The 13,007-nt window shown below is 69.8% G+C and carries 12 protein-coding genes and 2 pseudogenes; 3 read left to right on the top strand and 11 right to left on the bottom strand.

Annotated features, from left to right (window positions below; translation table 11 throughout):
- Window positions 1-139 precede the first annotated feature (139 nt).
- Window positions 140-851 (top strand): annotated as a pseudogene (locus G6N25_RS11630) (PadR family transcriptional regulator).
- A gap of 138 nt (window positions 852-989) precedes the next feature.
- On the opposite strand, the gene glpK reads toward G6N25_RS11630, so the two are convergent.
- Window positions 990-2,516 (bottom strand): glycerol kinase GlpK, encoded by a 1,527-nt coding sequence (gene glpK / locus G6N25_RS11625; protein ID WP_083074856.1) that lies wholly within the window; start codon window positions 2,514-2,516, stop codon window positions 990-992.
- Window positions 2,517-2,527: 11 nt separating this feature from the next.
- Window positions 2,528-2,656: pseudogene (locus tag G6N25_RS11620) on the bottom strand (type II toxin-antitoxin system VapC family toxin); the annotation flags it as partial.
- A gap of 182 nt (window positions 2,657-2,838) precedes the next feature.
- On the opposite strand from G6N25_RS11620, the gene G6N25_RS11615 reads away from it, so the two are divergent.
- Entirely contained in the window at window positions 2,839-4,323 is a 1,485-nt protein-coding gene (locus G6N25_RS11615) for a glutamate--cysteine ligase (protein WP_083074858.1), read from the top strand.
- 18 nt (window positions 4,324-4,341) lie between these two features.
- Window positions 4,342-5,031, top strand: a complete 690-nt coding sequence (locus G6N25_RS11610; RefSeq protein WP_083074859.1) for a class I SAM-dependent methyltransferase — start codon at window positions 4,342-4,344, stop codon at window positions 5,029-5,031.
- A gap of 70 nt (window positions 5,032-5,101) precedes the next feature.
- Here the strand turns inward: G6N25_RS11610 and egtE are convergent, their stop codons facing one another.
- The 9 genes from egtE to G6N25_RS11565 form a co-directional block, all read right to left on the bottom strand.
- Complete coding sequence (gene egtE / locus G6N25_RS11605; protein WP_232065943.1) at window positions 5,102-6,196, bottom strand: ergothioneine biosynthesis PLP-dependent enzyme EgtE; 1,095 nt, start codon at window positions 6,194-6,196, stop codon at window positions 5,102-5,104.
- Between the two features lie 47 nt (window positions 6,197-6,243).
- Window positions 6,244-7,209 (bottom strand): L-histidine N(alpha)-methyltransferase, encoded by a 966-nt coding sequence (egtD, locus tag G6N25_RS11600; protein ID WP_083074862.1) that lies wholly within the window; start codon window positions 7,207-7,209, stop codon window positions 6,244-6,246.
- Entirely contained in the window at window positions 7,206-7,919 is a 714-nt protein-coding gene (egtC, locus tag G6N25_RS11595) for an ergothioneine biosynthesis protein EgtC (RefSeq protein WP_083074864.1), read from the bottom strand. Before egtC ends, egtD begins: the two co-directional genes overlap by 4 nt.
- On the bottom strand, window positions 7,919-9,214 hold the full coding sequence (gene egtB, locus G6N25_RS11590; protein ID WP_232065942.1) for an ergothioneine biosynthesis protein EgtB: 1,296 nt from the start codon (window positions 9,212-9,214) through the stop codon (window positions 7,919-7,921). Before egtB ends, egtC begins: the two co-directional genes overlap by 1 nt.
- Window positions 9,215-9,258: 44 nt before the next feature.
- Window positions 9,259-10,536, bottom strand: coding sequence for an ergothioneine biosynthesis glutamate--cysteine ligase EgtA (gene egtA / locus G6N25_RS11585; protein ID WP_083074867.1), 1,278 nt, complete (start codon window positions 10,534-10,536; stop codon window positions 9,259-9,261).
- Between the two features lie 156 nt (window positions 10,537-10,692).
- A complete protein-coding gene (locus G6N25_RS11580) occupies window positions 10,693-11,340 on the bottom strand; it encodes a sensor domain-containing protein (RefSeq protein ID WP_083074868.1) in 648 nt (215 codons plus the stop codon).
- 10 nt (window positions 11,341-11,350) lie between these two features.
- Window positions 11,351-11,779: an organic hydroperoxide resistance protein gene (locus G6N25_RS11575; protein WP_083074870.1), complete on the bottom strand. Its 429-nt coding sequence runs from the start codon at window positions 11,777-11,779 to the stop codon at window positions 11,351-11,353.
- 82 nt (window positions 11,780-11,861) lie between these two features.
- Entirely contained in the window at window positions 11,862-12,320 is a 459-nt protein-coding gene (locus tag G6N25_RS11570) for a hypothetical protein (RefSeq protein ID WP_083074871.1), read from the bottom strand.
- Between the two features lie 171 nt (window positions 12,321-12,491).
- Entirely contained in the window at window positions 12,492-12,884 is a 393-nt protein-coding gene (locus G6N25_RS11565; protein ID WP_142272709.1) for a hypothetical protein, read from the bottom strand.
- Between the last annotated feature and the right edge of the window lie 123 nt (window positions 12,885-13,007).

The raw sequence follows: 13,007 nt of genomic DNA, 5'->3' as shown, positions 1-13,007 counted from the left end.
GCCCGCGGGCCCAGGCAACGCCGTCCCGAACCGGCCTTTGGCGAAACATTTCGTTGCATCGCGTTAGTTTGCGATATATCGTGATATTCCGGAACGCGCGACCGGCGCGTATCCCGCGACACGTAAGGACACACAAACCATGAGCAATCCATTCACTGCACCCGAGGGACCTTTCGGCGACCGGCCGGGGTTCGGATTCGGCCTCGTTCCCGGGCCCGCGCAACGGCGCGCCCTGCACGGCGCCAGGCGGCAGGCCCGCCGCGAGTTCTTCGAACACCTCCACGAGCAGGCCGGCGGCGGCGATTTCGGGCCCGGCTTCGGGCCGGGCTTCGGACCCGGGTTTGGTCCGGGATTCGGTTTCGGCTTCGGCCCGGGCGGCCGACGTGGCGGATGGCGTCGCGGCGGCCCCGGCCGGGGGGCGTCGCGGCGACGTGCGTGCAGCCATTCTGGCGCTGCTGGCCGAGCGGGCGATGCACGGCTACGAGATGATCCAGCAGATCGCCGAGCGCAGCAACGGAATCTGGCGGCCCAGCCCCGGCTCGGTGTACCCGACGCTGCAGCTGCTGGACGACGAAGGCCTGATCATCGCGAGCGAAACCGACGGCAGCAAGAAGCTTTTCGAGCTGACCGACGAGGGTCGAGCGGCGGCCGAGAAGATCGAGACCCCACCGTGGGACGAGATCGCCGAGGGCGCCGACCCGGGCCACGTCAACCTGCGGGCGGCCATGGGCCAATTGTTCGGCGCGGTCGCGCAATCCGCGCACACCGCCACCGCCGAGCAGCAGCAGCGCATCGTCGAGATCATCAACAACGCGCGGCGCGAGGTCTACGGCATCCTCGGCGAGGACTGAGCCTCCCGCCTCCTCCTCTCGCCTCCTCCTCCTCTCGCCGCGAGCGTGCGCAGAATGCCGGCCACACCGGCGTGTCCCTGCACAAACACGCACGCTCGCGGCGAGAGGCACGCTCGCGGCGGGGGCGGGAGGGAGGGGTCAGGAGATGTCGACCCAATTTAGGGTGCGCTGGACGGCCTTCTGCCAGCCGGCGTAGCCGGCGGCGCGCTCGTCGTCGCTCCACGTCGGCGTCCAGCGCTTGTCTTCTCGCCAGTTGGCCCGCAGGTCGGACGGGTCGGCCCAGAAGCCGACCGCCAACCCGGCGGCGTAGGCGGCGCCCAGCGCGGTGGTCTCGGCGACCACCGGCCGCACCACGTCCACGCCCAGCACGTCGGCCTGAATCTGCATGCACAGGTCGTTGGCCGTGATGCCCCCGTCGACCTTCAGGACCTCAAGGCGCACACCGGAATCCGCCGCCATCGCGTCCACCACGTCGCGGCTCTGGTAGCAGATCGCCTCCAGCGTCGCGCGGGCCAGGTGCGCGTTGGTGTTGAACCGCGACAGCCCCACGATCGCGCCGCGCGCGTCGGAGCGCCAGTAGGGGGCGAACAGCCCGGAAAACGCCGGGACGAAGTACACCCCGCCGTTGTCGGCGACCTGCCGGGCCAGCGATTCGCTCTGTGCCGCGCCGCTGATGATGCCCAGCTGATCGCGCAGCCATTGCACCGCCGAGCCGGTGACCGCGATCGAACCCTCAAGCGCGTACACGGGTTTGGCGTTCCCGAACTGATAACACACGGTGGTCAGCAGGCCGTGGTTGGATCGCACGATCGTCTCGCCGGTGTTGAGCAGCAGGAAATTGCCGGTGCCGTAGGTGTTTTTCGCCTCCCCCTCGCCCAGACACACCTGACCCACCATCGCCGCGTGCTGGTCGCCGAGCACGCCGGTGATCGGCACCTCGCCACCGACGGGCCCGGCCTCCAGCGTGACGCCGAAGGGCCGCAGCGGCGACGACGGCGCGATCGCCGGCAGCATCGCGCGCGGCACACCGAAGAACGACAACAGCTCGTCGTCCCAGTCCAGCGTTTCCAGGTTCATCAGCATGGTCCGGCTGGCGTTGGTGACGTCGGTGACGTGCGCGCCGCCCCGTGGACCCCCGGTCAGGTTCCACAACACCCAGGTGTCGGCGGTGCCGAAGAGGGCGTCGCCGCGTTCGGCGGCCTCGCGCACCCCGTCGACGTTCTCCAGGATCCATTGCAGCTTGCCGCCGGAAAAGTAGGTCGCCGGCGGCAGGCCGGCCTTGCGGCGGATCACCGCGCCGCGGCCGTCTCGGTCCAGCGCCGACGCGATCCGGTCGGTGCGGGTGTCCTGCCAGACGATCGCGTTGTAGTAGGGCCGCCCGGTGCGCCTATTCCAGACCAGCGTGGTTTCGCGCTGGTTCGTAACACCCAGGGCTGCAATATTTTTCGGCGCCAGGTTGGCACGGTTCAACACCGACGTCAGCACCGACGAGGTGCGTTCCCAAATCTCGACCGGGTCGTGCTCGACCCAGCCGGCGCGGGGCATGATCTGCTCGTGCTCGAGCTGGTGGCGAGCCACTTCGGCGCCGTCGTGATCGAAAATCATGCAGCGGGTGCTGGTGGTGCCCTGGTCGATGGCGGCGACGAATTCTGCGAACTCGGGCAACTGCTCTCCTAGGGGTGACGCAAGTAGACGAGGCCGGGCCCGGCCAGGAACCGCTCAACGACTGCCTTCGCCCGTTCATGGAACGGGCTGGCGCGATGCGTTGCGTGCACCAGGACGTTGACGTCGAAGGTTTCGCTCATGATGGCTTGTCGGGCTCCTCAGCCAGCCGTCTCGCCCGGCTTGTCGAGGACCGCCCAGACCGCGTCCTTATCGTCGAGATCGATCGTGGTCCGCATGCATCGGATGCTAAATGACCGGACATCCGATGTCGCCCGCCGCGGGCCGGTTGCGTTACCGCCGGTAAGCCTGTTGCATCGGCGTTGTGGGCGAAGAGGTCAAGCGCACCACGTATGACCGCGCACACCGGCAGGAATACCGGCGCAAGGTGCGGCTATGCCTGGACGTCTTCGAGACGATGCTGGCGCAGTCGCGCTTCGATTCGGGCCGGCCGCTCACCGGCATGGAGATCGAGTGCAACCTCGTCGACGCCGACTATCAGCCGGCCATGTCGAATCGCTACGTGCTGGACGCCATCGCGGACCCGGCCTACCAGAGCGAATTGGGCGCCTACAACATCGAATTCAACGTGCCACCGCGGCCCCTACCCGGACACACCGGGCTCGACCTGGAGGCCGAGGTGCGGGCCAGCCTGAACGACGCCGAGACCAAGGCGAACTCGGGCGGGGCCCACATCGTGATGATCGGCATCCTGCCCTCGCTGATGCCCGAACACCTCGACGACGGGTGGATGAGCGAGTCGACCCGGTATGCGGCCCTCAACGACTCGATCTTTTCCGCCCGCGGCGAGGACATCCCCATCAACATCGACGGCCCGGAGCCGCTGAGCTGGCGCGCCGCGTCCATCGCGCCCGAATCCGCTTGCACCAGCATGCAATTGCACCTGCAGCTGGCGCCGGCCGATTTCGCCGCCAACTGGAACGCGGCTCAGGCGCTGGCCGGCCCGCAGCTGGCGCTGGCCGCCAACTCGCCCTATTTCTTCGGCCACCAGCTGTGGTCGGAAACCCGGATCGAGGTGTTCGCGCAGTCCACCGACACCCGGCCCGAGGAGCTCAAGGCCCAGGGTGTGCGGCCGCGGGTGTGGTTCGGCGAACGGTGGATCACCTCCGTCCTCGACCTGTTCAACGAGAACGTTCGCTATTTCCCGTCGCTGCTGCCCGAGGTGTCCGACGAAGATCCGGTCGCCGAACTGGCCGCCGGGCGCACCCCGCATCTCGCCGAATTGCGCCTGCACAACGGAACCGTCTACCGGTGGAACCGGCCGGTGTACGACGTCCTGGAAGAGGACGGGGTCGGGCGCCCGCACCTGCGGCTGGAGAACCGGGTGCTGCCGGCCGGGCCCACCGTGATCGACATGCTGGGAAACTCGGCCTTCTACTACGGCATGCTGCGCAGCTTGTCCGAGGAGGAGGATCCGGTGTGGACCAGGATGAGTTTTGCTGCGGCGCAAGCCAATTTCGTCGAGGCGGCGCGTCACGGCATCGACGCCCGGTTGCACTGGCCCGGCCTGGGCGAGGTGGCGGCCCGGGAACTGGTGCTGGACACCTTGCTGCCGATCGCCCACGAAGGGCTGCGCCGCTGGGGCGTCGACGCCGAGGTGCGCGACCGATTCCTGGGCGTCATCGAGGGCCGCGCCAGGACCGGGCGCAACGGCTCGACCTGGCAGGTGTCCACGGTACGTACCCTGGAGGACGGCGGTATGACCCGGGCCGAGGCGTTGGCCGAGATGCTGCGGCGGTACTGCCGGCACATGCACGCCAACGAACCGGTGCATACCTGGGACACATAACAGCGCGGAGGGGAAGCCATGTCGTCGGAAATCATGGACTGGGACAGCGTGTACCGCGAGCAGGGCGGATTCGAGGGCCCGCCGCCGTGGAACATCGGCGAGCCGCAGCCGGAATTGGCGGCGCTGATCGCGGCCGGCAAGTTTCGCAGCGACGTGCTGGACGCCGGGTGCGGGGTCGCCGAGCTGTCGTTGGCCCTGGCCGCGGACGGCTACACCGTGGTGGGCATCGACCTCACGCCGACCGCCGTCGCGGCGGCCACCAGGGCGGCCACCGACCGCGGCCTGACTACCGCCAGCTTCGCGCAGGCCGACATCACCGATTTCACCGGCTACCCGCCGGGTTCCGAGGGCCGGTTCACCACGGTGGTCGACAGCACGCTGTTTCACTCGCTGCCCGTCGAGGGCCGGGACGGGTATGTGAGCGCGGTACACCGCGCGGCGGCCCCGGGGGCCAGCTACTTCGTGCTGGTGTTCGCCAAGGGCGCCTTCCCCGCCGAGATGGAACCCCAGCCCAACGAGGTCGACGAGGACGAGCTGCGCGCCGCGGTCGGCAAGTACTGGGAGGTCGACGAGGTCCGGCCCGCCCACATCCACGCGAACATTCCCCAGGTCTCGGACGCGCCGTTCGAGTTTCCGCCGCACGACCGCGATGAAAAGGGCCGGATGAAGCTGCCGGCCTACCTGTTGACGGCGCACAAGGCGCGCTGACGGTTACCTGGCCGCTGTCACGCTAGCGTGACTCTCGGCACCCGCCGCCACTCTGGCGTGACGCTCGGCGTCAAGGGGAGGTCGCCGCGGTCGCGGCGATCAGCGCTTCGGCGAAGGTCTCCAGATCCTCCGCCGTCGTGTCGACGTGGGGCGAGATCCGCAGCACCGGCGCGGTGAGCTCCAGGGGCGCCCGCTGCGCCCCGACGAACGTGGTCAGGATCCGCCGCTCGGCCAGCAGCCAGGACCGCACGGCCTGCGGGTCGGCGCCGTCGGCCGGGGCCAGGGTGGTGATCGCGCTCGGCTCCTCGGCCTCTTCGACCACCGCCCACCCGGGCACATCGGCGAGCACCGCCCTGCTGATGCCGCCCAGCTCAGCCAACCGTGCGCGCACGGCCTGCGGCCCGTACGCCAGATGCTCCCCCAGCGCCACCGAAAAACCCACGCGCGCGGCGATATTGGCCTCGCCGAACTCGAGCTGCCGGGCCACCGTCATCTCCGGCGCCCACTCCGGTGCCGGCAGCCGCGGACGCAACCGCTCCATCAGACCGCGCCGCACCGCGAGGAAGCCCACCCCCCGCGGGCCGGCGATCCACTTGCGCGACGACGAATACGTGACGTCGGCACCCACCGCGCAGTCCACCTGGCCCAGCGCCTGCGCGGCGTCCACCACCAGCGGCAGCCCCAACTCGGCGCAGAGCTTCGCGATCATCGAAAGCGGTTGCACCACACCGCTGTGGCTGGCCACCGCGGTCAGGTGGACCAAATCGGGCGGGTCGCTCTCGAGGGCGAACGCCGCGTCGTCGAGCGCGAGCCGGTCGTCATCGCGGGTCGGCAGCAGCCGGCGGTCGAATCCGTGGGCGGCCATCATGGCCAGGTTCGGACCGTATTCGCCGGGCAGGCAGGCCAGCGTCCTTCGGTCCGCCGGCCAGCTGCCCAGCAGCAGATCCAACGCGTTCAGCGAGCCGGTGGCGTACACCACCTCGGCATCGGGCATGCCGCTCAGCGCGGCGAAGGCGACGCGTCCGGCGTCGAGCACGGGGGCGGCCGCCTCGGCCGCGACATAGCCGCCGAGTTCGGCCTCGTTGCGCGCGTGCCGGGCGGTGGCGTCGATGACCGCGAGGCTCTGGCGCGAGCAGGCCGCGCTGTCCAGGTGCAGCCCGGCCATCGGCGGGCGGGCCGCCCGCCATCGGTCGGCCAGCGAATCGCTGTCGGTCACTTCACGGCCAGGGAGAGCCCGAAGTCGCCCGCGCCGTCGGTCCACCACCGAATGCGGCGCAGTCCCGCGCCGGCCAATTCGGCGCTCACCCCGTCGGGACGGAACTTGCACGACACCTCGGTGAGCATTTCCTCGCCGGCCGCGAAGTCGACGGTCAGGTCGAGCGCGCCCACCCGCACCCGCTGGAAACTGCCGGCGCGCAGCCACATTTCGATGCGCTCCCCCTCGGCGTTCCAGCGGGCCACGTGCTGGTAGGCGCCGACGTCGAAGTCGGCGTCGAGCTGCCGGTTGATCACCGCGAGCACGTTGCGGTTGAACGCCGCCGTCACCCCGGCCGCGTCGTCGTAGGCGCGCACCAGCCGGCCGGTGTCCTTGACCAGGTCGGTGCCCAGCAGCAGGCCGTCGCCCGGCCGCATCACCGTTGCCAACGTCGAGAGGAACTCCGCGCGCGGCTCCGGCGTGAGGTTGCCGATCGTCGACCCCAGGAACACGAACAACCGCCGCCCACCGCCGGGAATCTCGGTCAGGTGTTCCTCGAAATCCCCACAGACGGCTCGGATCTCGACGCCCGGGTATTCACGCTGGATGGCGGTCGCGGTCGCGGACAGCATGCCGGCGTCGACGTCGAACGGCACGAATCCGCGCAGCGACCCGCGATCGCGGAGAGCGTCCAGCAGCCGCCGGGTCTTCTCCGACGTTCCGGCGCCCAACTCGACCAGGGTGTCGGCCCCGCTGGCCGACGCGATCTCGGCCGATCGGGCGCGCAGGATCTCGGCCTCGGCGCGGGTCGGGTAGTACTCCGGCAGCCGGGTGATCCGGTCGAACAGGTCGCTGCCCACCGAGTCGTAAAACCACTTGGGCGGCAACGACTTCGGCGTCCCGCGCAGGCCCTCTGACACGTCGCGGCGCAATGCCCGATACGCCGAGTCGGCGGCGAGGTGGTTGGACAGCGTCAGCGTCATCGAGATCCTTTCGTGGCGTTCAGCGCGGTCAGCGTGACCCGCTGCGGCGTGACTTCGACGAGGTGGCGGTCCGGCACGTCGTCCCACTCGGGCGCGTCGTCGTATGGCTCGCTCGCGAGCACCACGCCGTCAGTGCGACGCAGGATCGACAAGGTGTCGCCCCACACGGTAGCCAGTAGCCGAGAGCCGTTGGCGGCCAACACGTTAAGCCGCGCGAGTGGGTCGGCCGTTCCTATTTCGGCGATGGTGTCGCCCAGCGCGTCGAGCCCACGCGCGAAGATGGTGGCCGCGAGTATGGCGCTGTCGCATGCCGATTCGGCCGACGAGGTGAGCGGCAGTACGGCGCGGTCGACGATGCCGTTGTGCGACAACAACCACCGGCCGTCGGTGAAGGGCGCCGTCGCGCTGGCCTCGATCGGCATGCCGACGCTCGCCGAGCGCACCGCGGCCACGACGCAGTGGCTGCGCAGCGCCGGCGCCACCGAGCCGAAGGAGACGTCGCCCCACAGCGGCGCCTGGCTGCGCCAGCGCCGCGGCGTGTCACCTTCCAAAGAACGATCGAAAAACCCGATCCCCCAACCGTCGGCGTTCATCAGGCCGTGCTTCTGCCGGCGCGGGGCATACGACTGCACGAGCAGGCCGTGCGGCGGGTCGAGCACCAGCGAGGAGACCGTGACGTCGGCGCCCAGCCAGCCGAGGTGGCGGCACATCAGGCGCGATCCTCGACGGACCACGCCAGGCGGACGCCGGAGAAGATCTGGCGACGGTACGGATGGTCCCAGTTGCGGAAGCTGGGCCGCAGGATGGTGGGCCCCACGGCCCACGAGCCGCCGCGCAGCACCCGGTAGTCGCCGTCGAAGAAGGGCTGCGAGTAGCGCTCGTAGATCATCGGGACAAAGCCCGGCCACGGACGCAACGGCGAGGAGGTCCACTCCCAGACGTCGCCCAGCATCTGCTCCGCCCCGTAGGCCGAGGCACCGGCCGGATAGGCGCCGACCGGCGCCGGGCGCAGCGCCGCGCCGCCCAGATTGGCGAGGTTTTCCGCGGGATCCGCCGCACCCCAGGGGTAGCGGCGCCGGGTGTTGGTCGCCGGATCCCACGCGCAGGTCTTCTCCCATTCCATCTCGGTGGGCAGCCGGGCGCCGGCCCAGGCCGCGTAGGCCTCGGCCTCGAAGTACGAGACGTGCTGGACGGGCTCGTCGGGGGGAATGTCTTCGATGTGGCCGAATCGGGTGCGCGTTCTGCCGTCGGAGCTCCAGAATTGCGGCGCGGTCAGGCCCGCGCTGCGACGGTGCCGCCAGCCGCGCGTCGACCACCACCTCGGCTCGCGGTAACCACCGTCGTCGATGAACTGTTGCCATTCACCGTTGGTGACCGGCACCCGGCCGATCCGGAACGTGGGGACGTCGACGACGTGGGCGGGGCGTTCGTTGTCGAGCGAGTACGGTTCGCTGGCGGCGTCCACACCCAACACGAACGGGCCGCCCGGCACCGGCACCGACGTTCCGGCCAATCCCGGCCGGCCCGCGGGCACGGCGGCAGCGTCGGGCAGCAGCGGCGCGCCGGCGCGCAAGTTCAACGCCTGCAGCATGGTTTCGTCGTGCTGGTTTTCGTGGCTGACCACCAGCCCGTAGACGAAGCCGTCGCCGTCGTCGGGCAGGGCGTCCAGGGCGTCCAGCGCGGCGGACCGCACCGTCCGGCAATACGATCGCGCCCGCTCGGGCGACAGCAGCGGCAACTCGACGCGACTGGCCCGGGAGTGTTCGAACGCGTCGTAGAGGCCCTCGACGGCCGGCGCCAAGATCCCGGGACGATCCGGGTCGCCGCCTCGCAACAGCCACAGCTCTTCCTGCTGGCCGATATGCGCCAGGTCCCACACCAGGGGGCTCATCAGCGGGTCGTACTGCCGGTACAGTTCGGCGTCGTCGAAATCGACCAACCGCAGCGTTCGCGCCCGCGCCCGCGCCAAATCGTCGGCAAGCCTCTCCCGGGATGACGATCGCAAGCGCGGCGCAGCCGGGCGCCGGGGGTCGGAATCGTCAGCGGAAGTCACAAGCCCCCTTGCGAGCATCGCGCGGCCTCCGAGACCGTAGCCGCGATCCCGTGCTCGATCACCTGGTCGGAAAAGTCGTCGCCGGGACATCGGCCCTGCTCGACGCTGCGGACCAACCGCTGCATCGAGTCGCTGAGCCCCGCGGGCGCCTTCTCGGCGGCCACGGCCACACACGCGTTGGCCGCCTCGTACAGCCGCCGGTCGCGCAGGCCGACCCGGGCCGCGGTGTCCCAGGTGGTGGCCACCGGTTCGACGGCCTCGGCCGCGGCGTCGGCGGCCGCCGGGTCGTCGAGCAGCGCCACCAGGGTGAACACCACGGCCGGCCAGAAGGCGTCCGGCACGCTGTCGAGGTAGCGGATTTCCAGCCACCGCCTCGGGCGTACCGGCGGGAAGAGCGTGGTCAGGTGGTATTCCAGGTCGGCGACGGTCGGGCGGCGGTCGCCGAGCAGGACCCGGCCGTCGACCCAGTCGGCGAACGGCACCCACCGCGTGACCGCCGTGAGTTCTGCGGCGTCCGGGTGGCGCACCAGCATCACCGGAGCCTTGAGCGCGTAGCGGGCCCAGTCGGTGCCCGGGTCGTCGCCGCTGGCACCCAGGATCGGCCCGCAGCGCGCCGAGTCCATATCGCCCCACACCCTTTGCCGCGTGGAAACCCAGCCGGTGAACTCGCCGCCGAGCACCGGGGAGTTGGCGGCGATCGCGATCATCGTGGGTCCCAGGGCGTGCGCGAGACGCACCCGCGCCGCCCACCCGTCCCGCGGCCCGGCATCGAGGTTGACCTGGATGGATGCGGTGGACGTCATCATCGCCGCGCCGGCCTCCCCGGAGCGGCTGGCGGCGAAGAACCGCTCCATGGCGTCATAACGCGCGCCCGGGTTGATGCGCTTCGGCGGCCGCAGCGGGTCCGCCCCCAGGAAGACCAGGCCTAGCCCGGCGTCGGCGAAGGCCGATCGCAGCACGGCCTGATCGCGATTCATCGCGTCGATGGCGGCCACCGGGCCGTCGGCCGGCGGGCCGGACAGTTCGACGGCGCCGCCCGGTTCCACGGTGACGGCGCTGCCGCTGGGCAGAGCGGGGAGATCGTCGATAACGTCGGTGATTTCGTCCCAGCCCGGCCTGCGGTACGGGTCGGCCGGGTCGTGGCAATGCCCTTCCATCTCGAGACCGACAGACCCCAGCGGCGCGTCTAGCAGGCAGGTGTCGGCTATGTACTGCGCGGCGGCCGAGGAGTCGGCCATTTCCGCTTGGGCGGCGCTGACAGCCGCGAACGCCATATCACGATCCCTTCGGGCCCGGGCACCAGGCGCGGACCGCTTGTTGCGCAGCTAACGGAAAAATAGTCGCCACTACTTCATCTAGCAGATTGCCCCGACATATTCCCGTCCCGCCGGATCTTCCAGGCGCGACCGACCCGAGTGCGTGGGTCCACGCTACTGACCCAGCGAGTTCTGCATGGCCCCGGCCAAGACGTTGACCGCGGGACCCGCGTTGCCAGACTGGCAGACCTTGGCCTGCAACAACACGTTTTCGCGCAGCCTGGTTTGATCGAAGCACCGGCGGTCAGTGCCCGCCTCCTGCTTCGTCCAGCTCGCGTCGGTGCCCGTCGCCGGCCCGCCGTCGAACGACCACACCTGCGTGATCCCGTTGTCCAGGTGCATCGCGGTGGTCTGCCCCGCGCAACCAACGGTCCTGTCCACGACCCGATGGAAGGCCCGGCCCGCGGCGTCGGGGGTCGCGAACACCCCGACCGCCTGCTTGACGTAATGGGTCTGGTCGGTGGCCGACGTCTGCGTGGTGGCTCCGTTGAACGACGCCAGGTCCGGGTCGTCGTAGACTTCGGGCAGCCCGATGTCGGCCCAGTTGTTGCACACCGGAAGATCGACCGAATAGGTCTGGGACGGCTGGGTGAACAGCGACTCCCAGCCCATCGGCCCGCCGACGATGTTGCCAACGGATCCTTTGCCGAGGACCGCGTAGTTGACCACTCCCGGGTCCGACGGGTGAGCGTGTGCGGCGGGGATCGCCAACGCTCCCCCGACGGCCACACCGACGGTCACCACCGCGGCGGAGATCCGCATCGTTACTGGGCTAAACCTTGGCCGAGACGTCGACGTCGACATTGCCGCGGGTGGCCTTGGAATACGGGCACACCTGGTGGGCCTGGCGCACCAGGTCGTCCGCCGCGCTTTGCTCCACGCCCGGCAGGTACCCGACGATCTTTCCGGTGAGCCCGAAGCCGCCCGCCGAATCCTTGCCGAACCCGATCTGCACGGTCACGTTGGTGCCGTCGTCGAGCTTGACCTTTGACTTGCCGGCCACCAGGCGCAGCGCGCCCAGGAAGCAGGCGGCATAACCCGCGGAGAACAGCTGCTCGGGATTGGTGCCCTCGCCGTTGCCGCCCATCGCCGTCGGCGGCCGGGTGTCAAGGTCGATGCGGCCGTCGTCCGACTTCACGTGGCCGTCGCGGCCGCCGCCCGTCGCCGTGGATTCCGTGGTGTATACGACTTCAATGGTCATGGTTTTCGATCATGCCAATATGGCCAGCCGCTCTCCAGCGAGCGTCACGCCAGCGCACTCTTTTGGTACGGATCAAGGAAAGCTATGGGCGCGGATTGCCCGGCGTGTTCGGGGCCGGCGCGGGGGCGCTGGTCGTCGGCGGCTGGCCGGGGCCACCCGGACCACCCGGGCCGAAGACCGGCGGACCACCCGGGCCGCCCGGGCCGAGCCACGGTGGCGGGCCAACTGGACCGAACGGGGGAGCCATCCCCGGGCCCCCCGGGCCGCCGAACTGCCACGGCCCGCCGCCCGGGCCCCAGGGGCCGCCGGGCTTGTACATCATGTCGTGGTGATAGCGGTGATAGCAGTGATGGCTGAGCCCAAAGACCATCGCGCCGGCGAAGAAGACGGTCGAGAGGATGAAGACGATCCCGGCGACGATCACCACCCACGCTGCGGCCACATAGAGCTTGGGCGGCTTGACCCGCTCGTACGCTGGCGGTGGCGGCGGAGCCGCGGCGGCGGAAGTCGGCTGTGCTGACGGTTCGGGTGTTTCGGTCATGCCTTGAATACTGCCCCCGCCACCAACCCGCATAACAGGTCCGCGCGACAAATGTTGCTGTGAATTGCCCTATCGGTTGTCAAACGACACGCAGCCCGGCGCTCAGTCGAGCGCCGGGCCACTGGTTGTGGGGTGAACGGCACGCCGGGGTCCCGTTTACTCCGCGAGCGCCTAGGGCGTCCGGCTGGGAGAGACCGACGACGGAATCTGGCTGGGTCCGGGGGCGCCGGGGGCTACGGAGGCCGCCCCACCGCCCTGGATCGCCCCGGGACCGCCCGGACCACCGGGGCCACCCGGACCGAAGCGGTGCGGATGCATCATCATCGCGTGGTGCTTGTGGTGGTGGTGGAAGCCGCCGTGGTGACCGGCGTGCCTGCCGAGGGTGAAGCCGGTGAAGAAGATGACCGCGACGATGAACACGATCCCGGCGACGATCGCGACCCAGGCCGCGAATTGAAAGACCCTGGGGGTCCTGTGCAGCACCGGCGCTGCCGCCGGCGCGGGTGCTGTTGCGGTAGAAGTCCGCACAGTCGGGGTGTCTGATGTTTCACTCATGAGACACATGATGCGGGCGTTAACAACAGTTGTGGCTATGCGCTACTTAAGTAACAGCTGTGAGCCCAGACCGCGCCGTAGCCGATAACCGGCATGCCCTTCGCGTTGTCCTTCTTTGACGACGCCGCGACA

This window comes from Mycobacterium heidelbergense, assembly GCF_010730745.1.
GTDB lineage: Bacteria > Actinomycetota > Actinomycetes > Mycobacteriales > Mycobacteriaceae > Mycobacterium > Mycobacterium heidelbergense.
This window is presented reverse-complemented; position numbering and strand designations above follow the sequence as displayed.